The following is a 24491-nucleotide window of genomic DNA, read 5'->3' on the forward strand; positions in this document are numbered from 1 at the left end:
CCTTTAATGCCAAAATTAAAGCCTTTAGGGCACAGTTTAGAGGAGTTAGAAATGTAGAATTCTTCTTATTTAGACTAACTAATATTTTTGCTTAATTCTAAAATCCCACAACTTTTTGACTTGATCCACAGTGTGCCTTTTTGCGTCTTAGCGACTTTGCGAGAAAAAATAAAGTTATAATGTTTAGTCGCAGTTTACTATATTATAACATTTAGACATTTGTGGGAATTAGTGGAATTCGTGTCAAAAAGCATAAAATTTTATATTAAAATATTTGTATCTTCAATACCAGGGAAATAGCTTCATGAGTCTCTGTGCCATAAAATTCATAATTCATAATCCTTAATTCGTAAAACCTCGTTATCTTTGCACTTTCTTAAAAATTAGAACAATGCAAGACGGTTTATACGCAAAATTTAATACAACAAAAGGAGAGATACTTGTTGCTTTAGAATATCAAAAAACACCAGGAACAGTGGGTAACTTTGTAGCTTTAGCAGAGGGTAATCTTGAAAATAAAGTAAAACCTCAAGGAACTCCCTATTACGATGGTTTAAAATTTCATAGAGTCATTCCGGATTTCATGATTCAAGGAGGTTGTCCACAAGGGTCAGGTTCTGGAAATCCAGGATATCAATTTGATGACGAATTTCATCCAGATTTAAAGCATGATGCTCCAGGGGTTTTATCAATGGCAAATGCAGGACCAGGAACTAATGGAAGTCAGTTTTTTATCACTCATGTCGAAACACCATGGTTAGATAATAACCATACGGTTTTTGGTAAAGTAATAGAAGGTCAGGATGTTGTTGATGCTATAGAGCAAGGCGATGCTATTGATAGTTTGGAAATTATACGTGTAGGTAGTGAGGCAGAAACTTATAATGCCATTGAATCTTTTAGAACTTTTGAAGGATCTAGAGAAAAGAGATTGGCCGAAGCAAAACAAGCTGCCGAAGCGGAATTAGATAAAATAGCTACTGGTTTTAATAAAACAGAAAGTGGTTTACGTTACCAAATAATCCAGGAAGGAAACGGAGTCAATGCAGAGACAGGAAAAACAGTGTCGGTTCATTATAAAGGACAATTAGCAGATGGAACGGTCTTCGATTCGTCATATAAACGTAATCAACCAATTGATTTTCCATTGGGTGTTGGTCAAGTTATTGCTGGTTGGGATGAAGGTGTTGGTTTGCTAAAAGTAGGCGATAAAGCACGTTTTGTAATACCAAGCCATTTAGGATACGGGAGTAGAGGAGCTGGAGGTGTTATACCACCAGATGCAACTCTTATTTTTGATGTAGAGTTGATGGATGTAAAATAAGCAGAGAATAAATTTTGGTTAACCCAAATTTAATGTATCTCTAACCCTGAGCATAGCCGAAGGATCTTAATATAATAAAGAAAAACACCTAATTGTAGGTGTTTTTTTATGCAATAATTTAACTTTAATCCTTGCAATTATTGATTTCATCTTGTGGAGCACATATTTACTTTGTTTGTCGATTATTTTCATTTTTAAGTTTTTATAAGGATATTTTTGTGCCATGGTTAGCATTAAGGACACAAGTTTATATTCAGAGGTTATCAAGGAATTCAATCATTCTTTTGGTGATATGTTTGTATTTCAAGGATACATGGTTGTGGAGATCAAAGAAGGCATTGTTGTTAATTGGGAAGATCATGTAAAAGTTTTATCTACTGACATAAAAAAATTTGCAGGAAATAAAGGAAGGGATTTTATTCTTATTTCTAATAGGATTAATTCTTATTCAGTTATCGCTTCAGACTGGCTAAAGTTTTTTGGAAATGGCTATAATTTAAAAGATTATCTTATAGTATCAAATGAAAAAACAGCGAATTTGGGTGTCATGACGGAGAATTTATTCTTCAATAAAAAAATTAAAAAATTTAATTCGTTGTATACAGCTGTCAATTATGTTAAAAGTGGTTTAATTGAAATTAAATAACTATTTATACATTTGCTTATGACAAAGCAACACATAGAAACACTTAAATACCCGATAGGGGTGTTTGAATGTCCAGCAAATATATCTAAGCAACATATTGAAAGTTGGATTTCTATATTAGAATATTTTCCAAGCCGTTTAGAAAACCTTGTTAAAAACTTAACAGACGAACAGTTGGATACGGCGTATAGGCCTGGAGGTTGGACAGTAAGGCAGGTCGTGCACCATGTGTCTGATAGTCACCATCATAGTTATACTAGGTTTAAATGGGCTTTGACAGAGGATAAGCCTGTTATAAAGGCCTATTTTGAAGATCGTTGGGCAGAACTTATAGATTCTAAAACGGCTCCAATAGAGATGTCAATAAATCATATAAAAGCGATACACTTTAAACTCGTTTATTTACTAAAAATGTTATCTCAAGATGATTTGGACACCTGTTTTGTTCACCCTGAAACAAATTCAGATATATCATTGGGCTATAATATTGGAAATTACGCGTGGCATAGTAACCATCATTATGCACACATAGAAAATTTGTTAAGAAGAAAAGGTTGGATTTAAATAAGAAATAGAAAAAGTCAAGACGAGTTCATTATTAAAATGGACCGTTATACCATATAAGCAGCAACTATACTTGCTCATTAAATAAAGATCCCATAGTTCGCGGGGGAATGATAGCTTGAATCGTTATGGTATAAAAGGACGCTTTTAAAAACAGAAAACCATAAAGGAGAAAGTATTGAAAAATGATTAGACCTTTACATTTAAATGATGCAGAAGAACTTTTGGATATTTACAATTATTATGTATTAAACTCTATAGTTACTTTTGATGATAAGGCTTTGTCTTTAGATGCTTTTAAAGATAAAATAGTACGTATAAATGCAGACTATCCATTTATTGTTTTTGAAGATAATAATGACATTCTGGGATATGCATACGGAAGCAGATGGCGCCCAAAACCTGCTTATAAACACACCGTAGAATCTACGGTATATGTGAAACATGATGCACTGGGAAAACAGATTGGCACTAAATTATATACAGCACTATTATCCGAATTAAAGGCACAGGATTATCATATCGTTCTTGGGGGGTTAACTTTACCAAATGATGCAAGTGTCAAGCTTCATGAGAAATTTGGGTTCAAGAAAGTGGCTCATTTTAAAGAAGTAGGATTAAAATTTGGTAAGTGGTTAGATGTTGGCTTTTGGCAGCTAAATTTTTAAAGGAAAGTCACTTTCTGAAACTTGCTTTGAGGATATAGCTAAATCCATATAAAATAACATGAACCTTCAGAGTAAAAAACCGAATTTCTTCGTTAAAAATACTCGCCGTAACTAAACTATGCCTGCGTTTTTCACCTTGAACTTCAATTTTTTATATCTAAATATTCTATGCCATTTTATATCGACTTAGCTATAGTTTGTTTCAAGAAATTCTTTATTTATTTTTCCATTTAATATTGCAACCAATACTAGGTTTTTGTGGGGTCATGTTATCTTTGTTTTCAATTAAACAATCTAAAGCATGTCTTAAATCCTTACCAGTAACAGATATACCATTTCCTGGGCGAGAATCATCCAACTGGCCTCTATACGTTAGTTTTAAATTGGTATCGAAAACATAAAAATCAGGAGTGCATGCTGCATCATAGGCCTTTGCTATATCTTGTGTTTCATCATATAAATAAGGGAATGGGTAGGCTTCGTTTTTTGCATGAATGGTCATGTTTTCGGGGCTGTCCTGTGGATAGTTAATAATATCGTTGCTAGAAATAGCGATAAAACCAATGCCCTTTTTTGTATACAAATTTGCAATTGAAACTATTTCTTGGTTTACATGAACAACAAATGGACAATGGTTGCATATAAACATAATTACCGTAGCTTGACTGCCTTTTAATTGATTAAGGGATAAGGTGTTTCCAGATATCGTATCAAATAAATTAAACGAAGGGGCTTGAGTTCCTAGAGGAAGCATGTTGGATGGAGTTCTGGCCATAAGAAATTTAAATTTATCTCAAAGTTCGTTATTTAATACGAAATACACCTAAAAATAATTGCTAACGTTATTTTAAAATTCATTTGTTTAGTGGTATTTTTGAAAAATGAATAATACCATAACTTTTGAAGACTTCACTAAAGTTGATTTACGAGTAGGAACCATTATTGGTGTCGATGATTTTCCTGAGGCGAGAAACCCTGCCTATCAACTTACTATAGATTTTGGTGATTTAGGAATTAAAAAATCGTCTGCACAAATCACAACGCTGTATAAAAAAGAGGATTTACAACAAAAACAAATAGTGGCAGTTGTGAATTTTCCTAAAAAGCAAATTGCTAAATTTATGAGTGAGTGTTTAGTGTTAGGAGCTGTAAATGGCAAAGATGTCATACTTCTAAACCCAGAAAATAAAGTAAAAAATGGAACACCAGTAGCTTAATCAGTTCGTTGTATCATTCAGTAAGAGGAACGATTGCAGAATCTTTAAATGGCATGATTAAAAGTGTGAGGTTTCTTGCATGTGACAGGTAGGTTCGATTTGTTCTCAATGATAAATGATATTGATATATTAATAGTTTAAAAGTCGGACATAAAAAAACCGCTTCAACTTGAAGCGGTTTTTATAATAAAACAGTAGCTTAATTATATATCATCAAAATCCACATCCGTAAAACTTTCGGTAGATTTATGTGTATTGTCATTTGTCGATGATTCTAATGTGTTTTCAACTTCATAGCTCTTTTTAAAGTCTTTTTGATGACGTTCGCTAATAACTTCGTTACCTTTCTTTTCTATGATATAGTCGGTCATTTCAGCTAATATATCCTTAAATTCAGAAAAGTCTTCTTTATAAATATATATTTTATGTTTTTTGTAATGAAACGATCCGTCATCGTTTGTGAACTTTTTACTTTCTGTAATAGTTAGGTAGTAATCATCTGCTTTTGTTGCTCTTACATCAAAGAAGTAGGTACGTCTTCCTGCTCTTAATACTTTCGAAAAAATCTCTTCTCTCTCCATTATATCATTATTATTCATAGTGTATAGAAATTTATTTAAATTATCGTTAAATTGGTTATCAAAAATCTAAAAAAAACCGATACTAACCAACAAATTATGAAGTTTCTTTTTTAAATGTTGTATTTTATTGCATTTAATAAAAAAAATAATATCAAGTTAAATGGTTAGAGTTTAGTAAATTTAAAACTAGTTTGAAGTCGTTTCGCTCAATTGTTTTAAATACAAATCTTTGTAGTATCCATCTATATTTATAAGCTTGTCATGGGTTCCTTTTTGTACTATTTCACCATCGTCTAATACAATAATTTTATCAGCATTTTTAGCAGAAGAAACTCTATGACTGACAATAATTGTTGTTTTTCCTTTAGAAATTTTATTAAGGTTTTTCAATATTTTTTCTTCGGTTTCAGTATCAACAGCAGATAGGCAATCATCAAAAAGTAATATTTTAGGTGATTTTATAATGGCTCTTGCAATGGAAACACGTTGCTTTTGTCCGCCAGAAAGGGTAATGCCCCGCTCGCCTAACACCGTATCATAACCATTATTAAATTTGACAATATTTTTATGTACTTGGGCATTTTTGGCAGCTTCAATAACATCATTGTCAGTTGCATTTTCTTTTCCAAATTTAATATTGTTCTTTATACTATCAGAGAATAAGAAAGCGTCTTGGGGTACATAACCAATGTTGTCCCTTAAATGATATAAATTAAGTTTGTCAATTTTTACTTCGTTAATGGTAATAGAACCTTCATCTATATCATAGAGTCGACCAATTAAATCTAAAATAGTAGATTTTCCAGATCCTGTTTTTCCTATAATAGCTAACGTATCACCCGATTTTATATTAAAACTAATCCCCTTTAGTGCCTGGATATTTGTATCATCGTACGTAAAAGAAACATTGTTAAAACTAATGTCCCCAGTGATTTCTGTATCTGTATCTGTATTTATGTTGTTTTTAATCTCTGGTTCGATCTTTAAAAACTCATTAATTCGTTTTTGGGACGCTTCTGCCTGCTGCACAATTGAAGTTACCCAGCCTACAGTTGCCACTGGCCATGTAAGCATATTTACATAAATAATAAATTCTGCGATAGTTCCTACACTTTCAATTTCACCATTAATATATTGCATACCCCCAACATAAATTACCAGCAAATTACTTGTGCCAATAAGTAAAATCATCATTGGGAAAAACCAAGCTTGTACCCTGGCTAAATGGATCTGCTTTTCTTTACTTTCAAAGGCGAGTGATTTAAAGTTTGTAGATGTTTGTGGTTCTATACCGTAGGCTTTAATTACAGAAATACCGCTAAAAGATTCCTGTGTGAACGTAGAAAGTTTTGATAAATATTCCTGAACTATAGTACTGCGCTTATGTATTTCTTTGCTTAACTTATATATTATAACGGAAAGAATTGGTAAAGGTAAAATGGTGTATAGTGTTAATTTTGGGGAGGCATTGATCATATAAATAATAACAACAACAAATAATGCAAATGTGTTAATACTATACATGATAGCTGGCCCTGCATACATACGTACCCTTCCTACATCCTCAGTGATCCGGTTCATTAAATCTCCTGTCCTGTTCTTCTTATAAAAGTTTAAAGAGAGTTTTTGGTATTGATCGTAAACTTCATTTTTTAAATCGAACTCAATATAACGTGATACATTAATAATGGTTTGGCGCATAAAGAAGGTAAGTATTCCACCTATTATAGCTGCTCCTATAATATAAAGAATGGCTTCTAATAATTCTGCTTTAAAAACCTCTCGGGAAATCGATCCGTCTAAAGCGTTTTCCACCACAATAAATATTTTTTTTACATAACGCGGTGTAAAAAGTAGAAAAATTCTAGCGACAACGGTAATGACCATACCTATTAAAAGGTGTGTCTTATATTTTAAGAAGTATTTATTTAAATGTTGTAATTCTTTCATTTACCTTGTAGTAATGGAAGAGCAAATATAATGTATTAATGAGAATAAAGTGGACGTATTGGTAACAGGTAATTGTTAAATATAGTTTAAAATTATTATACTAATAATTAAGATAAAATATAGAGTTACTTTTCAAAATAGTGTTATTTTTGCAGCAGAAAAAACAGTGAAACACATTCATACTTTTTAATTTAAGTTCTTTGTAATTATGCTAAATAGAAGACATATTCGTGTAAAAGTAATGCAAACTCTATATGCCTTTAAAGGCGGGGAGAGTGATGATTTTACTAAAGATCAGAAATTTTTACTATTTAGTATAGATAATATGTACAACCTGTACCTCTTATTGATCTCGTTATTGCTCGAAGTGCAAAAAAGAGCTGAAGACGATTTACAAAAAAAGAAAAAAAAGCATTTAGCTACTAAAGAAGATAGAGATCCTAACAAGAAATTTGTAAATAATCAATTACTTAAATCTTTAAGGGATAATTTGCGGTTAAAAGATCAATTAGATTCCCATAAAATAAATGATTGGGAGTTGGATGATGAATATGTAGATGTTATTTTTAAAGCAATTGTTAAAAGCGATTTGTACAAAGATTATATGCAAACCAGGGTATCCGACTTCAAAGAGGATAAAAACTTTATTGTAGATGTGTTTAAGGAGGTTATTGCGCCAAACGAGAAGCTTTATGAGTATTTAGAAGATAAAAACCTAACTTGGCTGGATGATCTTCCTACAGTAAACACGACTATATTAAAATTATTAAGAAAGGTTAAAACAACTTCGGATGATAGTTATTTTACGCCTAAACTATATAAAGATTCAGAAGATCAGAAATTTGCTGTCGATTTGTTTAGAAAAACTTTGTTGAATAGGTCACTGATCAACAAAGAGATTGAAATGAAAACCAAAAATTGGGATTCGGAACGTATTGCTAATGTAGATTATGTATTACTACAAATGGCCATTTGTGAATTAAAAAACTTTCCATCAATACCTGTTAAAGTGACTATTAATGAATGTTTAGAAATTGCTAAGGAATATTCCACGCCAAAAAGTAGCATATTTATAAATGGTATACTGGATAAATTGGTTAAAGAATATGATGCCGATGGAAGGTTAAATAAGATAGGTAGAGGATTGCTATAATTCTGTTAAAAGTTTTTAATAGATCAAATAATTACTATTTTTACATCGCAAATGACAAAAAAATTAACAATGAAAAAAATAATATTAGGATTAAGTACCTTATGTTTAATAGCATTTACTTCTTGTAAAGAAAATGCTGCTAAGAAAATTGATGATAAAAATGTAGCTGAAGCTGCAGCAAGGGATGCGAGTGCTTCTAAATTCCCGGTAATTGAGTTTGATAAAAAAGAACACGATTTTGGCGAAATAGAATCTAAAACAAAAGTTAAAACAGTTTTTAACTATAAAAATACTGGAGATGCTCCTTTGGTTATTACAGATATTAAAAGTACTTGTGGTTGTACAGTGCCTCAAGATTGGAGTAGAGAGCCTTTAGCACCAGGAGAGTCAAGTCAGTTTTCTGTTGAATTTAATGGAAGTGGAGCCAACAAGGTTTCTAAAACAATAACGATTACAGCAAACACAGAAAAGGGAACAGAAACTGTAAAAATTACAGCTTTTGTAAAACCAGATCCTAATGCAGCAGCCAAAAAACCTGCAACACCAACAATTAAAGCTCAATAATAAATAAGATGGGAGAAGGAATAGGGCAGTTTATGCCATTTATATTAATGTTTGTAGTCGTATATTTTTTTATGATTGCTCCACAAATGAAGCGAGCAAAAAAAGAAAAGAAATTTGCTGCAGAATTAAAAAGAGGTGATAGAGTTATTACCAAAAGCGGATTGCATGGTAAGATCTTAGAGTTAAATGATAAAGATGGAAGCTGTGTTATAGAAACTATGTCCGGAAAAGTTAAGTATGAGCGTTCTGCTATTTCCATGGAAATGAGTTTAAAATTAAACGCACCAGCAACGAAAAAGTAAGCACTACTTTTATTGAAAATTGGAGGTCGCCTAAAAATTACTTTTAGGCGACCTCTTTTAGTTTATATAAAAATTATTTTATGGTCGTTATTTAGGTAAAGGACTAATAATTTTTACATTTTGAAATGCAATGGCACCTCTAATAATACCAGATATAACATCTTGTAAAGCTTCAATAATTTGCATTTTTAGTTCACTTTTATGATATATAATACTTACTTCCCTGGCTGGAGAGGGTTCGGTAAAATGATGTAGATTTTCTTTTTCTTTATCGTTAATATCTAAAGTATGTAAATAGGGCAAGAGTGTCATCCCTAATCCTTCATTAGAAAGTTTTATAAGTGTTTCAATACTGCCACTTTCTAGTTGAAACTGATCATCTGTTTGGTTTTTAAATGCTTTACAAAGATTAATAACACCATCCCTAAAACAGTGGCCATCTTCAAGTAAGAGCATATCATCAATATCTAAATCCGATACATCTATCGTTTTATGGCTGTGCAATCTATGGTTTTTAGGGATGTAACCCATAAATGGTTCAAAATACAGGACACGTTCTTTTATGTTTTCATCTTCTAAAGGTGTAGCCGCTATAGCGGCATCTAAATGCCCGTCGTTAATTCTCGTAATGATTTCTTCTGTTGTCAGCTCCTCAATTTTAAGCTTAACTTTTGGGTGCTTTTTTATAAAATTCTTTAAAAACATAGGCAGCAAGGTTGGCATGACAGTTGGTATGATACCGAGTTTAAACTCGCCCCCAATAAAGCCTTTTTGCTGGTCTACGATATCTTGAATTCTGTAAGATTCATTGACGATATTTTTTGCTTGTTTTACTATTTTTTTACCAACATCGGTTAATTCAATAGGTTTTTTTGAACGATCAAAAATAAGCACATCCAGTTGGTCTTCAAGTTTTTGAATCTGCATACTCAAAGTAGGTTGTGTCACAAAGCACTTTTCTGCGGCTTTAGTGAAATTCTGGTTTTCGGCGACTGCCAAAACATAATATAATTGGGTAATGGTCATAATAATCAATTTAGACTATAAAAGTATAAAAACCATCGATAAAATTTATAGAAGTAATTGTTAATTATAAATTAAATTTGTAGTAACACCAGTTATTGTTTGAATTTATTGTAAAATAAAATGATGATTTTTTTCTTTATATAAAATACAAAAATAAAGTATAGCTGTTAGTTACGGTTTCTTTTTCTATTGAAATAGAAAGGAAAAAAGGGCGTTTTGTTACGATAAATTCAGATGATAAATGGTATAAACATTAAAAATAGATAAAAATATGGTATTAAATAGTTTAGGGTTAGACTCTAAAAAAACTAAAGATTTAACGGATGATTTGAATCATTTACTGGCTAATTTTCAAATATACTATCAGAATTTAAGAGGTATCCATTGGAATATAAAAGGGAAACGCTTTTTTGATTTACATGTGAAATTTGAAGAGTTATATACAGATGCCAATATGAAAGTTGATTTGATTGCAGAACGTATTCTAACATTAGGAGCAACACCTTTGCATACGTTCGAAGATTATGTAGGAAATGCAAAAGTACCAGTTGGTAAAAATATTTCCCAGGACGATAAAGCAGTACGCTTAATTGTAGATTCCCTAACAGCACTTCTTAAAATAGAAAGACTCATTTTGGATAAGTCCGATGATGCGAATGATGAAGGCACCAATTCAATGGTGAGCGATTTTATTACAGAGCAAGAAAAAACAGTTTGGATGATGAAAGCTTGGTTAAACGAAACAGTTTAGGTTTTGTAAATAGAAGAAAAGCGATTTAAGTAATTACTGGGTTTACACCTATTGGTGTGTTGTAATGGATCATTAAAAGTTTAGACACGAATTACACGAATTTGCACGAATCATTGTCTGTAAAACTTGAAATCTGTCGGTAGACAGATTCATTAGTGAAAATTAGTGTAATTCGTGTCTCTTTAAAAAATGTGAATATCAGGTAACTATTTTAAAGTAATCCCCGAGCTTTTATTTCTAGGTATTTATTAATGGTGTTTATAGTCAGGTTTTCAGGGGTGGTTAAAATGGAATGGATCCCATACTTTTTTAATTCGTTTACAATAAGGCGTTTTTCAAATGCGAATTTTTCAGCAATGACTTTATCGTAAACTTGTTGTACTGTTTCTGCTTTATCGGTAATTAAGCTAGTCAATTCGGTATTCTTAAAGAAAACAACCACTAATAAATGACTTTTAGAAATGGCTTTTAAATAAGGTAATTGTCTATTTAAGCCATCAAGAGTTTCAAAATTAGTGTACATTAAGATAAGGCTTCTATGTGTAATGTGACGCTTTATACTTCCGTATAATCGGCTAAAGTCACTTTCAAAAAAATCGGTTTTAACATTGTATAGTGATTCTAAAATAAGCTGCATTTGTGAGCTTCTTCTTTCGGCAACTACTACATTATCTATGTGCTTGGAAAAAGAAAACATACCGGCTTTATCATGCTTTTTTAAAACAACATTGCTAATTACCAGAGCAGCATTAATAGCGTAATCTAAAAGGCTTAAATTATTAAAGGGCATTTTCATTACGCGGCCCTTATCAATAATGGAATAAACTGGCTGTGATTTTTCGTCTTGAAACTGATTGACCATCAATTGATTTTTCTTTGCTGTAGCCTTCCAATTTATAGTACGTAAATCATCCCCTAGAACATAATCCTTAATTTGTTCAAACTCCATAGTATGTCCAAGTCGTCTTACTTTTTTAAGTCCGTATTCCAATGAATTCTGATTTATATTTAAAAGCTCAAACTTTTTTAATTGTTTAAAACTTGGGTAGGTGGGGACCATGGCTCCATCGTTGAAAGTAAAACGTTTAGCAACTAAGCTAATAACTGAAGATACATACACGTTTAAATGCCCGAAATGGTATTCACCACGCTCTGTCGGTTTTAAATTATATGGAATTAATTTTGATTTACGAGAAGCTATATGTTCTTTGATTTTGAAATCCCTAACTTGGAATTGTTCTGGAATTTCATCTATGATTTCTAAATAAACCGAAATAGAATAATTATTGTCAATATTTAATTTTACTTGGTTTTTATCTCCGTTTGAAAATTTGTCCGGTAATATTCTGGTCGCTTCAAGTTTATTTTTTCCGATAAAAATGATTAGAAAATCTAAAAAGAATAAAAGCGCAAGCACTAATATAAAAAGTTGTGCAATGTTGAATAAAAGGGGAATGAAATAACTTAAAGCAAACAATACCACAATGCCGATGCCTGCATAAAAAAAACGGGGTTGTATGTAGAATGGTTTAAAGAATTTCAAGATTTGTTAAAAGTTAAAAGTTAAAAGTTAAAAGTTAAAAGTTAAAAGTTAAAAGTTAAAAAGAGATTCTTCAACTCCGAATATATTCGGAATGTTCTGAATGACACGGTTTCTTATTTTTACTGAACACTGAACACTGAACACTGAACACTGAACACTGAACACTGCGAACTGCCTACTACCTCGGTACTTCAACAGTTTCAATAATTTGTTTTATAATTTGTTTACTTGAAACACCTTCCATTTCACGTTCTGGTGTTACAATAACCCTATGATGTAATACAGGAATAGCGGCTCTTTTTATATCTTCTGGTGTTACAAAATCACGACCAGACATGGCAGCAAATGCTTTACTGGATTTTAATATAGCAATAGAGGCTCTTGGGGATGCACCTAAATATAAAAATTGATTGCTACGTGTAGCAACAATGAGTTCTGCGATGTATTTAAGCAAATGTTTTTCTACAACGATCTGACTTACCAAATTTTGATATTTTATAATTTGATCTCCAGTTAGAAATGATGTAATAACCTCTGTTTTAGATGTGTCTTTTAATTTGTGTTCTCGTGAAAGTATTTCTATTTCTTCATCCAGATTAGGATAATCTACATCAATTTTAAACAAAAACCGGTCTAATTGAGCTTCGGGCAATCTATACGTTCCTTCTTGTTCTACAGGGTTTTGGGTTGCCAGAACGATAAAAGGGGCATCTAGTTTAAATTTATTGCCATCAATGGTAATTTGTTGTTCTTCCATAACCTCGAATAAGGCAGCTTGCGTTTTGGCAGGGGCTCTATTAATTTCGTCAATAAGGATCATATTCGAAAAAATAGGCCCTTTTTTAAATTCAAATTCCGATGTTTTTAAATTAAAAACAGAGGTTCCTAAAATATCACTAGGCATTAAATCCGGGGTGAATTGTATACGACTAAAATCGACACTTAGGGATTTTGCTAAGAGTTTGGCCGTAACTGTTTTTGCAACCCCAGGGACGCCTTCTATAAGGGCATGTCCTTTTGCCAAAAGTGATGCAATTAACATATCGACCATATTTTTTTGACCGACAATAATTTTACCAACTTCTTGTTTTATTTTATTGACACTTTGTTGAAGTTCTGATAAATCCAAGCGGTTTTGAAATTGTAAATTATTGGTGTTTTCCAAGGCGCTACTATCAATTGATGATATAGCGTCTGATTTTGGTAAAAAATCCTGATGGTCTTGAGATTCTCTATTTTCGTCCATAATTATGTAGTATAAAAAGCTTCGATGAGCTTATTTAATTTGATTAGGTTTTCTTCAAAAAATTCATTTTTTGATCTTAGCCAATTAATATAATTGATTAATTTTTTAACATCTTCTTTTTTCTTGCCGGTTTTGGCCGATAGCTTTACTATAAAATCATCATTTAAGGTAGACGTGTCTAAATTAAAATCAGTTCTTGTTTTTTCTAAAAAATACGTTATTTTTTTATCAATTAAGTTTTTATGGTCTTGAGTGTCAAAATATAAATTAGATACGGTTTTAACGAAAGCTATGGTGGTGTTTTGTAATGGTTTTATGGTTTTTATAATACGTTGTCTGCGTTTTGCATTAAATATCATGAATAAAATACCAAAAATAACGGCAGTATACCAAGCCCATCTAAAAGATAACTGTTCCAGAAACCAACTTAAATTAGATTCTTTTTCAACCTCACCATCATAGCCTGTTTGTATTTTTGTGTAAGAATCAAAATACACATTGTTTTCGGGTAAATAAGAGATGAGGCCTTCAACATATTTGTATCTGTCCTCCTTTAAAATGTTATAATTTGTAAAAGCTTTTGGCTCGAGATGCAAATAGATGTTTCCGTTTCCAAAGGGGACTTGAATAAAATTAACATGCTTGTAATCAATTTTAGAATACCCAAGGATATTAAAGTTTATGGAATCGAAACGGGAAAAATAATAATCTCCTGCGTTTTTATCTATAATAGTACTTTCAATATCTATATATTTAAGGTATTGATGTGAAATACTATCTTTCTTTTCATTTAAAATATATTCAACATCAATATCCAGGGTGTCATGAATTTTTTGAGAAAAATAATAATCGGATATGAACAATGTATTACCGGCGTCAACAAAATTTAATAATTCATCTACGGAATCATTTTCTAAATAATCTGAATTTCCAATAATTATATAGCTTCCCTTTGCAACATGCTCTCCATAACCGTTTTCAGAATGTGCTCTTAAATAACTGGCAGGTTGATGGAAAACCGTTCTAATTTTAAAATCCTTAAAAATATTTGATAACTCCTTATAAAATACACTAACACCGTAAGGTTCGTTGCTTTTTTCGTTAAAAGACTCTTCCCAATTAACGGTTTTAGTTTTCTTAATACCAACTAGCACAGCAGTAGTAACTATCAGGGTAATAATTATAATGAGTATAGGTAAAATTTTCTTCATTATTTTACCAAATTTAAAAGCGTTATAAAATTACTTTTTGCCTTGTCATATTGCTCTATATTTAATGAGAATTTACCATACCAGATGTAATTGTATAAATAAGAAGTGTATGCAAATTTCTCACTAAAAGGCTTCTCTCTTATTTCGTTTAAATATTCACTATTGGTTTTGTCGTCTTCAAATTTTATATGGTTTTTTAAGCTGAGTGTTTTTAAGGCCAATAAATAATAATATCTAATGGCCAGTCTGTAATTATTGTCATTTTCGGCATTTTTTATTAGAGCATGTATATCTGCATGTTCAATATTTTCTGCTGTGATGTCTTCATGATTATTAAGAGGTTTGTTTTTTCTTGAAGAAAACAATCCTGAACCACCTTCATTAAGTAATATATAAACCAGATAAACAACAGCAATACCTATAGCTAGATAAAACAGCCAACCTAAAGGACCAAGATTTATGGTTATATCATCTGTATTGTTCTTTTCCCTTTGTCTTGGCTTTTTGCTTTTATAATCTTCATATTTTTCATATTTGCCAGAACCCATTGGAGTTTTGGAGACTATTTTTCTTCCTTCGTAATTGTATTTGTCACTAGTATATCGGTCTTTAAAATGGTCATCAAAAGACCTTATTTTTTCAGGACCTTGTAGTACGTTAGAGCCAAAAACAGTTTGAAAACAGCAAACCATAACAGCCAAAAAAAAGGTTATATGTAATTTGTTTATTTTCAATTAAGAGTCGAACTTGATCATTTGAAGTTGAGTAATTTTTTTCTGGACTTTGAAGGGATATATTAAATAATAATAACTAATAACACTTAACGTAATTAATATGATACCTGTCGATAACCAATTAGGCATAATATTGGAATATCTCGTAATAAAACCTTCTAAAAATCCAGCAGAAAAAGTGAAAGGAAACGTACTTATTAATATTTTAATACCCGTTTTTGCACCTTGTTTAAAAGAGGTATATCTGGAATGTGTAGCAGGAAATAAAATGCTGGCGCCTAGAATAAGCCCAGCAGCAGCTTCAATAACTATAGCAAAAATTTCCATGGCCCCATGTATCCAAATGCCACGAACACTCTCCCATAAAACACCTTTGTCATAAAAGAAATATTGAAACGACCCTAACATAATACAATTTTTAAACATAATGTAAAGTGTTCCAATCCCTAAGAAAACACCTAAAACAAAAGCAATAATACCAACGCGTAGATTGTTTATGGTAATGCCGATAAAGCTTCCCCAATTACTACCACTTTTATAGACAGCTACGGGATCTCCAGCTTCAATATTTTCTAAAGACATATTTACATAATTATCTCCTAATACAGAACGGACAAATTCACCATCATTAGCAGCAGAAATAACCCCTATAAAAGTAAATGCAAAAAAGACAGCAAAAGCGATATAAATAAATTTTCGGTATTGATAACAAATCAGAGGAACTTCAGTTTTCCAAAACCCAAAAATCCTATTAGTGTCTTCTCTTTTTGTTTTGTAAATTTTTTGAAAAGCTTTGGCCGCTAACTGATTAAGATATAGAATGACCTTGCTTTTAGGATAATAGGTTTGGGCGTATGCTAAATCATTTATTAAGTGAATGTATTGTGACGCAAGCTCGTCGGGGTCTTCAAAGTCATTATTAAAGACTGCCCTTTCAAAACTTAGCCATTTTTCTTTATTTTGCTTGATAAATGAAACTTCCCTCATATATTTGATAAAATAAAATATAAAATGTCAGAGTTACAAATTAACACGACCCAAAATGTAAAAATAACGTTCAATGCTGCAGGTGGTGGAGAAAGATTGTTAGCGTTCATCCTTGATACGGTTATTAAAATGGGGTATTTACTAATATTAAATAAAATATTTGGTGTTTTTGAAGGGATGGACGAATGGTCTCAAATAGGTATTAATACGATTTTGAGTTTTCCTGTGATGTTTTATACTTTGGCATTGGAGTCTTTTTTTCAGGGACAAACTATTGGTAAGCGTGTTCTTAAAATTAGAGTTGTTAAAATTGATGGGTATCAAGCATCGCTATCTGATTATGTAGTACGTTGGTTTTTTAGAATTGTTGATGTTTATATTTTTGGATTGGGCTTTTTCGTGATGTTATCTAATAAAAAAACACAAAGATTAGGGGACATGGCAGCAGGAACCGCTGTAATTGCATTAAAAGATCAGGTGAATATTAGCCATACTATTTTAGAGGATTTAAGACAAGACTATAAGCCTACCTACCCTAATGTTATTAAATTGTCTGATAATGATGCACGTATTATAAAAGATACGTTTATTACGGCAAGAGCCTCAAAAGATCATCAAACATTAATAAAGTTAAGGTCAAAAATAATAGAAGTAGCTGGTATAAAGGAGGTGAAACAAGCAAATGACATTCAGTTTATTGATGTTATTTTAAAGGATTATAATTTTTACACCCAAGATATGTAAGCAGAGAACCACTTTTTCTTTTTCAGAAAAAGTGTGTGAATCGCTTATCCTGAGCCTTTCGGTTTCGCTAAGACAGCTACGTCGACGTGTTTCAGGATAAGGATATTGCATGTTTCTTAAGAATGGGGTTTTTGTTATGCCTGTCTGTTGAGAGGTGCCATATTATGAAGTGATTTAAACTTTTTTGATTGAAGCGAAAAATAGCTGATTTTTATTCATTTTGAAGTCTTTTTTGCACTCCATAGCAGCGTTACGAAGTAATAAAAAGACAAAAAAAAAGGGTGAAAAGGAGCATTCCTGCCTGCCGGCAGGCAGGTTGCACCCAATTGAAAAAAGTTTAAATCACTTCTATATATAACAATTGAAAATAAAGATAGCTAGTAACAATTTTAAGATTAAATTAAAAATATTATGTTTTATACCATAGATATTTTAGGAACCATTGCTTTTGCCATTTCAGGCGTATTGGTGGCAATTAATAAAAAAATGGATTTATTCGGAATCCTGATTATTGGATTTGTTACAGCTGTTGGTGGAGGTACACTTCGAGATTTACTTATAGGTAATGCTCCCGTAAGTTGGATGAAGGATATCACTTATACCTATGTTATTATAGCGTCGGCAGTTTTTGCAATCCTTTTTAGAAGCAAGATTAACTATCTAAGAACGTCCCTGTTTTTGTTCGATACTATTGGTATTGGATTATACACCTTAGTAGGAATTGAAAAAGGGTTGCATGCAGGCTTGCACCCAATAATCTGTATTGCTCTAGGAACTATGACAGCTAGTTTTGGGGGTGTGATACGTGATATTTTATGTAATGAAATCCCTGTTATTTTTAGAAAAGAAATTTATGCGACTCCTTGCATACTTGGCGGTATCATCTATTTTTTATTAAGAGAGCTACCAATAGAAAACAATATTGTTTTTATAATAGCAGGAATTGTTGTGATTGTAGTCAGGTTATTGGCCGTGAAGTTTAAGATAGCACTACCAACGATTTACTCTGGTAATAAAAATTAAAAAAGGAAAAGAGATCAGTAAAAATGAATGTATAGCTAAGTCGCTATAAAATGGCATAGAATATTTAGAAATAAAAAATTGAAGTTCAAGGCAAAAAGCGTAGGCATAGCCTAGTTCAATGTCATTAAGTTAAGGCCGTAATGTCAGTCTGAGCCTTTCGGCTCCGCTCAAGACAGGCTAAAGTCGAAGACCAATTGGAATTCTAGTTTTTATTAGCATTTCGACTTTAGTTTATGCAGAGCGCAGCCGAAGTACTCAATGTGACAAATAAAGAACAAATTTCCTTAACTTAATGACATTGAGCCTAGTTACGGCGAGTATTTTTAACGAAGAAATTCGGTTTTTTACTCTGAAGGTTCATGTTATTTTATATTGATTTAGCTATAATAGAAAATAAGTCGATAAAAGACCTATTTGCTATTGACATTAATTGTATTAAAAAAGCAAATTTTAAATCTATCCTGTATAAGAATAGATGAAAAATTAAATTTTTATTTATTTCTGAAGCCACTTTCTGGCATTAACAAAAGCTTCTAGCCAAGGAGATACCTCGTCTTGTCTTCCATCGGGGTAGTTCGCCCAATTCCATTGGAACGTAGAACGTTCTATATGTGGCATGGTCACTAAATGTCTTCCGGTTTTATCGCACATCATAGCGGTATTAAAATCAGATCCATTTGGATTATGTGGATACCCTTCATAACCATATTTAGCAACGATATGATATTTATCTTCAGCGTATGGTAATTTAAATTTCCCTTCACCATGAGAAATCCAAACACCTAAAGTACTGCCTGCTAATGTTGAGAGCATCACAGAATTATTTTCCTGAATTTTTACAGAAGTGAATGCACTTTCGTGTTTATGAGAGTCGTTATAATCCATTTTCCCATGTACTTCATGTTCTGGATTTACGAGGTTTAATTCCATCCAAAGTTGGCAACCATTGCAGATCCCAACAGATAGGGTGTCTTTTCTTGCAAAGAAATCTTTAATAACTTTATTAGCTTTTTCATTATATTTAATCGCACCGGCCCAACCTTTGGCAGATCCTAAAACATCAGAGTTACTAAAGCCGCCAACAGCACCTAAAAACTGAATGTCCTCCAAGGTTTCACGACCAGAAATTAAATCGGTCATATGCACATCTTTTACATCAAAACCAGCTAAATACATAGCATTTGCCATTTCACGTTCAGAATTACTGCCTTTTTCACGAAGAATGGCTGCTTTTGGAGCTCCTTCCCGACGTTTCCCTAAAGCAGCAGGGAGCTTTCCTGTAAACTGTTTTGGAAAAGTATATTGAAGCGGTTGGTTTTTATAGTTATTGAATCTATCTTCTGCTAAACCGTTTGCTGTTTGTTTTTGATCTAATAAGAATGATGTTTTGTACCAAACGTCACGCAATCTAGAAACGGTCATTGTGAATGTTTCAGCGTTATTAATAATACTTAAAGTATCGCTTTCTGTAACATTTCCAATGTTATGAAATTCAATATTAGCACCATTCAAAACAGATTCGATGGCATGATCTTTTGCTTGGATAACAATGCCTGGGTTTTCAGAAAATAATAATTTGAATGAATCTGGTTCATTTAAATTAGATAAATCTAACTCGGCTCCAAGATTAGAGTCGGCAAAGCACATTTCTAAAAGTGTTGTAACCAAGCCGCCAGAAGCGACATCATGTCCAGCGACGATTTTCTTATCTTTTATTAAATCTTGAATGGTATTGAATACGTTTTTAACGTAAGCAGCATCTTTTACAAGAGGTGTTTCATTACCTATTTTATTGACTATTTGGGCAAATGAACTGCCTCCCAATTTAAAATGGTCTTGTGATATATTGATATAGTATATATCTCCACCATTTTTGTTGAAAACAGGTTCCACGACTTTGGAAATGTCGTTGCAATTTGCTGCTGCCGAAATAATAACGGTTCCTGGAGAGATTACTTCTTCATTAGGGTATTTTTGTTTCATCGATAAGGAATCTTTCCCAGTTGGAACATTGATTCCCAAATCGATTGAAAACTCTGAAACCGCTTTTACGGCTTCATATAAGCGAGCATCTTCACCCTCATTTTTACAAGGCCACATCCAGTTTGCAGATAATGAAACCGATTGTAATCCATCTTTTAAAGGCGCCCAAATGATATTGGTCAAGGCTTCGGTAATAGAGTTTCTACTACCTGCAACTGGATCGATCAACCCAGAAATAGGGGAGTGACCAATAGATGTTGCAATACCCTCTTTTCCTTTATAATCCAAAGCCATGACGCCAACATTATTTAAAGGCAATTGTAGGGAGCCTGCACATTGTTGCTTCGCAACTTTTCCACCAACGCATCTATCTACTTTATTTGTTAACCAATCTTTACAAGCTACTGCTTCTAATTGTAATACTTGATCGAGGTAATCGTAAAAATTATCAGAATTATAATTGACATCACTATATTTTCTGTCAACAGTTTTATCTGTCATGATTGTTTTGGGCGAACTACCAAACATGTCTTCCATAGCCAAATCCATTGGTTTGTTGCCTTTGGTTTTAGATTGGAAGGTAAACCGATCGTCTCCCGTTACATCTCCAACAGTATAGATTGGAGAACGTTCGCGATCTGCTATTTTGTTAAGTGTTTCTAAATGTTTTTCGGAAATTACCAAGCCCATACGTTCTTGCGATTCATTTCCGATGATTTCTTTATCTGATAATGTTGGGTCACCAACAGGTAAGGCATCTAAGTCTATTTTTCCCCCAGTATCTTCAACTAATTCAGAAAGGCAGTTTAAGTGGCCACCGGCACCATGATCGTGAATGGAAACTATAAAGTTTTCGTCGCTTTCTACCATGCCCCGTATGGCATTTGCCGCTCGTTTTTGCATTTCTGGATTAGAACGCTGTACGGCATTTAATTCGATGCCCGAGGCAAACTCTCCAGTATCAGCACTAGAAACAGCAGCGCCCCCCATACCAATACGGTAATTTTCACCACCAAGGATAACTATTTTATCGCCTGTTTGTGGTGTGTCTTTTAATGCTTGTTCGCTTTTGCCATATCCAATACCTCCTGCTTGCATGATAACTTTGTCGAAACCGATTTTTCTGGCTTCTTCCTCATGCTCAAAGGTTAAAACAGAGCCACAAATAAGCGGCTGCCCAAACTTGTTTCCAAAGTCAGATGCGCCGTTAGAAGCTTTTATTAAAATGTCCATAGGTGTTTGGTATAACCAATCGCGTTCTTCAACACCATTTTCCCAAGGTCTGTTTTCTTCCAATCGCGAATATGAGGTCATATAAACCGCAGTTCCAGCCAATGGAATAGAGCCTTTTCCACCTGCTAATCTGTCTCGAATTTCACCACCAGAACCAGTGGCAGCACCGTTAAAAGGTTCTACGGTTGTTGGGAAATTATGGGTTTCTGCTTTAAGCGAGATCACGGAATTGAAATCTTCTGTGGTATAGTAATCTGGAACATCGGCACGTTTAGGCGCAAATTGTTCCACTTTGGGCCCTTTTATAAAAGCCACATTATCTTTATAGGCAGAAACAATATCGTTTGGATGTTGTTTTGATGTTTCTTTAATTAATTTGAAAAGCGATGTTGGTTTTTCTATACCATCAATAACAAAAGTGCCATTAAAGATTTTATGACGGCAGTGCTCGGAATTTACTTGGGAAAAACCAAAAACTTCAGAGTCTGTTAATGGTCGTCCTATCTTTTTGGAAACGCCTTCAAGATAAATGACTTCTTCATCACTTAGAGATAAACCTTCCTGTTTGTTATATGAAGCAATATCTTCAATATCAAGAATAGGCTCTGGTTGAATATCTATGGTAAAAGAATTTTGATTTAATCCATTGAATTTTTCCGAAATCATAGGATCAAATGCTTTGAAATCCTTAGGGACTGCTTCAAATTCTTCAATCCTAATAATATCGGAAATTCCCATATTCTGGGTAATTTCTACAGCATTGGTGCTCCAAGGCGTTATCATGGCTGCACGCGGACCAACAAAAAAAGCATCGAGAGATGCTTGTTCTATTTTTGGCTGGTTGCCAAATAACCATACTAATTTTAAAGTGGTTTCAGTTGATAATTCTTTTGTTGTTTGAACAGCAAATACTTTGCTGGTTACGTTTCCAAAGAAATGAATCATTATGTCTTGATTTGTGTGTTTAAAGAAAGTGCAAATTTACTTCTTTTTAATCGAATTTCTTATAAAAATATAACGAGGAAAATGGAGAGTTATTCACGAGGTTTTAAACAAGGGGAACCACCTTGTTTTATAAAAAAAGCTAACTATTAGATTTGCTCTTATCTCTATATGTGATGAGGTACTATTTTAAACAGGAAGTGATTTAATCTTACTTAATGTTTTTTTTGCTAATTTTATTTTTTCAGGAAACAGTTCTTTGCCTTTAATATCTTTGGCAATACTAGAGATTCTCTCTTTTGTCGCTTTAGACATTGAAAGTACCTTTGTTGCTTTTAATATTTGTTTTTTTCGTTCCATAATTATTTGCTATACAAATTTAGGTTATTTTTTCTTAAACACCAAAATACCAACATATTCATTATCAGTAGTATATTGTGCTAAAGTAGCTTTTTTTTCATTTGTTAATCCAAAAAACAGATACTCTTTACTTAATTCGGTAAAATGTCTATTTACATAGTATCTGTAAGTTTTAATTCTTCTATTAAAATTTTTGCAAATGTTTTCACAGTTCTTTTTACAGGCAGTTTCACAAAGTTCCTTGAAATCATCTGCACTATCACTACCTTGAACCCAAATAGCAGCGTTTTCATGTTCTTTAAAGAACTTAGGGATGGTATTTAAAACGGTACTGAATACTTTTCTCATATCGCCATTATTACTATTTGAATCGTCAAAGATGTTGCCGTTTTCTTCGTTGAAGTCTCCAAACCCTAAATTATAGATTACTTTTCCATTTCTTTTGGCAACTGGCGTATATTCAATGGCCTTAATTATTGATTTGCGTCCTTTACTTTCAAATAAGTACTGAATTTTTCTTGTTCTGGATTTAAGCTGTTCGGTTTTATAAGCTGGTATACTGTTCAATAGTTGAGGCTTTTATACGACATTTTATATTCAAATTGGTATTATATTCAAAGGTAATACTTTTTGTACGTTTTTAATTCCTGCGCAGGTAGGAATCCATTTTTGTATTTTCAGTTTTAATCTATAAGATCCCTGCCTGCGCAGGAATTTAAAAATACTTTTTCAAGATAGAAGCTACAGAACCATAATAAGAACGACCAAATAAATTTAAATGGACCAAAAGGTAATACAGTTGATAGATTTCTATTCTATGAAAAGTATTTTTGTCTCTTGTAAAGTGGGCGTTATACGCATCGTAAAAAGAGTCATTAAAACCACCAAACAATTTAGTCATGGCAATATCTGTCTCGTGGTGCCCATAATAAATGGCAGGGTCTATGAGGTATGGCACACCATCTTTGGAAATTAAGTAATTGCCACTCCATAGGTCGCCATGTAATAAAGCTGGTTTTATATCTTTAAATATAGGTTTTAGGGCCTCTTTTATTTCTTGTACACGCGGACATATATCTGTAGAAAGCAATTGTTTTTGTTTAGCCAATTCCAGTTGCGGTAGCAAACGTTCTGTAGCATAAAACTCTAACCAGGTGGTATTGGGTTTATTGCTTTGTTGCAAACTCCCAATAAAATTATCTCGATCTAAACCAAAATACTCAGAAGTACATGTGTGCAATTGTGCTAATTGATGTCCTAGATTTTTAAAATCTGTAGGCGATGGTGATTTGTTTTCAATAAACTCCATAAGCAAAAAAGCACTGTCTTGAAAAGTGTCGCAAGCTATAACCCCAGGTGTTTTTATGGTATTTGTTTTTCTAATCAATTGAAGTCCATAAACTTCAGTTTGAAACATCCTTGCAGCATTTAGAGCTTTGTTTAGTTTTAAGAAGTAGCCATTGTTTGGGGTTTCGATTCTGTAAGCATTTGAAATATCACCGCCATGAAGAGCCGAGATTTTAGTAATAGATTCGTTTAAGAGGCTTGAAAGATGTGTTTTTAAGTCCTTATTCATGACTTAAAAATAAGGAAGTTTTATCTAAACAATACCAGTTCTGATTTAAATTTACTCAAAAGAAAAGATGCCGTTTTATGGCGTAAATTTAAGTTAGAAATGGTATAAGATCCCGAAAGATATGGCGAGTACTTCTAGTCGCTAAGGAGAATCAAAGATTAAT

The 24491-nt window shown here is 32.6% G+C and carries 24 protein-coding genes; 11 read left to right on the forward strand and 13 right to left on the reverse strand.

From position 1 onward, the window contains the following. The first annotated feature begins 391 nt into the window (after positions 1-391). The 4 genes from PQO00_RS02300 to PQO00_RS02315 all read left to right on the forward strand — a co-directional run bounded on the left by PQO00_RS02300 (position 392) and on the right by PQO00_RS02315 (position 3202). On the forward strand, positions 392-1324 hold the full coding sequence (locus PQO00_RS02300; protein ID WP_274183212.1) for a peptidylprolyl isomerase: 933 nt from the start codon (positions 392-394) through the stop codon (positions 1322-1324). 223 nt (positions 1325-1547) lie between these two features. Beyond that, positions 1548-1970 carry a hypothetical protein gene (locus PQO00_RS02305; protein ID WP_274183213.1) on the forward strand — a complete coding sequence of 141 codons (423 nt, stop codon included), beginning with the start codon at positions 1548-1550 and terminating at the stop codon, positions 1968-1970. Between the two features lie 18 nt (positions 1971-1988). After that, positions 1989-2534 (forward strand): YfiT family bacillithiol transferase, encoded by a 546-nt coding sequence (locus PQO00_RS02310; RefSeq protein WP_274183214.1) that lies wholly within the window; start codon positions 1989-1991, stop codon positions 2532-2534. Between the two features lie 185 nt (positions 2535-2719). Then, positions 2720-3202, forward strand: a complete 483-nt coding sequence (locus PQO00_RS02315; RefSeq protein ID WP_274183215.1) for a GNAT family N-acetyltransferase — start codon at positions 2720-2722, stop codon at positions 3200-3202. Between the two features lie 214 nt (positions 3203-3416). On the opposite strand, the gene PQO00_RS02320 is transcribed toward PQO00_RS02315, so the two are convergent. After that, positions 3417-3977 (reverse strand): thioredoxin family protein, encoded by a 561-nt coding sequence (locus tag PQO00_RS02320; protein ID WP_274183216.1) that lies wholly within the window; start codon positions 3975-3977, stop codon positions 3417-3419. Between the two features lie 106 nt (positions 3978-4083). On the opposite strand from PQO00_RS02320, the gene PQO00_RS02325 reads away from it, so the two are divergent. Continuing rightward, entirely contained in the window at positions 4084-4419 is a 336-nt protein-coding gene (locus PQO00_RS02325; protein WP_274183217.1) for a tRNA-binding protein, read from the forward strand. A 203-nt stretch (positions 4420-4622) separates the two neighbouring features. Here the strand turns inward: PQO00_RS02325 and PQO00_RS02330 are convergent, their stop codons facing one another. Next, positions 4623-5018 carry a PUR family DNA/RNA-binding protein gene (locus PQO00_RS02330; protein ID WP_274183218.1) on the reverse strand — a complete coding sequence of 132 codons (396 nt, stop codon included), beginning with the start codon at positions 5016-5018 and terminating at the stop codon, positions 4623-4625. A 168-nt stretch (positions 5019-5186) separates the two neighbouring features. Then, positions 5187-6950, reverse strand: a complete 1764-nt coding sequence (locus PQO00_RS02335) for an ABC transporter ATP-binding protein (RefSeq protein WP_274183219.1) — start codon at positions 6948-6950, stop codon at positions 5187-5189. Between the two features lie 208 nt (positions 6951-7158). On the opposite strand from PQO00_RS02335, the gene nusB reads away from it, so the two are divergent. From nusB to yajC, 3 genes are all read left to right on the forward strand, one after another. Further along, complete coding sequence (gene nusB / locus PQO00_RS02340; RefSeq protein WP_274183220.1) at positions 7159-8103, forward strand: transcription antitermination factor NusB; 945 nt, start codon at positions 7159-7161, stop codon at positions 8101-8103. A 69-nt stretch (positions 8104-8172) separates the two neighbouring features. Then, positions 8173-8667: a DUF1573 domain-containing protein gene (locus PQO00_RS02345; protein WP_274183221.1), complete on the forward strand. Its 495-nt coding sequence runs from the start codon at positions 8173-8175 to the stop codon at positions 8665-8667. A gap of 8 nt (positions 8668-8675) precedes the next feature. After that, positions 8676-8969 carry a preprotein translocase subunit YajC gene (gene yajC, locus PQO00_RS02350; protein ID WP_274183222.1) on the forward strand — a complete coding sequence of 98 codons (294 nt, stop codon included), beginning with the start codon at positions 8676-8678 and terminating at the stop codon, positions 8967-8969. 87 nt (positions 8970-9056) lie between these two features. On the opposite strand, the gene PQO00_RS02355 is transcribed toward yajC, so the two are convergent. Continuing rightward, a complete protein-coding gene (locus PQO00_RS02355; RefSeq protein ID WP_274183223.1) occupies positions 9057-9995 on the reverse strand; it encodes a LysR substrate-binding domain-containing protein in 939 nt (312 codons plus the stop codon). Positions 9996-10266: 271 nt separating this feature from the next. Between PQO00_RS02355 and PQO00_RS02360 the strand changes: the two genes are divergently transcribed. Further along, the gene (locus PQO00_RS02360) at positions 10267-10746 is read left to right on the forward strand and encodes a Dps family protein (RefSeq protein ID WP_274183224.1); all 480 of its coding nucleotides are present in this window, start codon (positions 10267-10269) and stop codon (positions 10744-10746) included. Positions 10747-10957: 211 nt separating this feature from the next. Here the strand turns inward: PQO00_RS02360 and PQO00_RS02365 are convergent, their stop codons facing one another. From PQO00_RS02365 to PQO00_RS02385, 5 genes are all read right to left on the reverse strand, one after another. Then, the gene (locus PQO00_RS02365; RefSeq protein ID WP_274183225.1) at positions 10958-12289 is read right to left on the reverse strand and encodes a DUF58 domain-containing protein; all 1332 of its coding nucleotides are present in this window, start codon (positions 12287-12289) and stop codon (positions 10958-10960) included. A gap of 178 nt (positions 12290-12467) precedes the next feature. Further along, positions 12468-13535 carry a MoxR family ATPase gene (locus tag PQO00_RS02370; RefSeq protein ID WP_274183226.1) on the reverse strand — a complete coding sequence of 356 codons (1068 nt, stop codon included), beginning with the start codon at positions 13533-13535 and terminating at the stop codon, positions 12468-12470. A 2-nt stretch (positions 13536-13537) separates the two neighbouring features. Beyond that, the gene (locus PQO00_RS02375; protein ID WP_274183227.1) at positions 13538-14746 is read right to left on the reverse strand and encodes a DUF4350 domain-containing protein; all 1209 of its coding nucleotides are present in this window, start codon (positions 14744-14746) and stop codon (positions 13538-13540) included. Continuing rightward, on the reverse strand, positions 14746-15480 hold the full coding sequence (locus PQO00_RS02380) for a hypothetical protein (protein WP_274183228.1): 735 nt from the start codon (positions 15478-15480) through the stop codon (positions 14746-14748). The genes PQO00_RS02375 and PQO00_RS02380 overlap by 1 nt, the downstream gene beginning before the upstream one ends. Beyond that, positions 15481-16467 carry a stage II sporulation protein M gene (locus PQO00_RS02385; protein ID WP_274183229.1) on the reverse strand — a complete coding sequence of 329 codons (987 nt, stop codon included), beginning with the start codon at positions 16465-16467 and terminating at the stop codon, positions 15481-15483. Positions 16468-16491: 24 nt separating this feature from the next. Here PQO00_RS02385 and PQO00_RS02390 point away from each other — a divergent pair, with 24 nt between their 5' ends. Both PQO00_RS02390 and PQO00_RS02395 read left to right on the forward strand, forming a co-directional pair. Beyond that, positions 16492-17211: an RDD family protein gene (locus PQO00_RS02390; RefSeq protein ID WP_274183230.1), complete on the forward strand. Its 720-nt coding sequence runs from the start codon at positions 16492-16494 to the stop codon at positions 17209-17211. Between the two features lie 411 nt (positions 17212-17622). Beyond that, the gene (locus tag PQO00_RS02395) at positions 17623-18234 is read left to right on the forward strand and encodes a trimeric intracellular cation channel family protein (protein WP_274183231.1); all 612 of its coding nucleotides are present in this window, start codon (positions 17623-17625) and stop codon (positions 18232-18234) included. 495 nt (positions 18235-18729) lie between these two features. On the opposite strand, the gene purL is transcribed toward PQO00_RS02395, so the two are convergent. The 4 genes from purL to PQO00_RS02415 all read right to left on the reverse strand — a co-directional run bounded on the left by purL (position 18730) and on the right by PQO00_RS02415 (position 24328). Next, positions 18730-22395: a phosphoribosylformylglycinamidine synthase gene (gene purL, locus PQO00_RS02400; RefSeq protein WP_274183232.1), complete on the reverse strand. Its 3666-nt coding sequence runs from the start codon at positions 22393-22395 to the stop codon at positions 18730-18732. A 186-nt stretch (positions 22396-22581) separates the two neighbouring features. Beyond that, positions 22582-22752, reverse strand: a complete 171-nt coding sequence (locus tag PQO00_RS02405) for a hypothetical protein (RefSeq protein WP_274183233.1) — start codon at positions 22750-22752, stop codon at positions 22582-22584. A 24-nt stretch (positions 22753-22776) separates the two neighbouring features. Continuing rightward, positions 22777-23319 (reverse strand): hypothetical protein, encoded by a 543-nt coding sequence (locus PQO00_RS02410; protein WP_274183234.1) that lies wholly within the window; start codon positions 23317-23319, stop codon positions 22777-22779. A 148-nt stretch (positions 23320-23467) separates the two neighbouring features. Then, the gene (locus tag PQO00_RS02415; protein WP_274183235.1) at positions 23468-24328 is read right to left on the reverse strand and encodes a fructosamine kinase family protein; all 861 of its coding nucleotides are present in this window, start codon (positions 24326-24328) and stop codon (positions 23468-23470) included. Positions 24329-24491: the final 163 nt, after the last annotated feature.

This window comes from Flavivirga sp. 57AJ16 (genome assembly GCF_028736925.1).
In the GTDB taxonomy this organism is placed as follows: Bacteria; Bacteroidota; Bacteroidia; order Flavobacteriales; family Flavobacteriaceae; genus Flavivirga.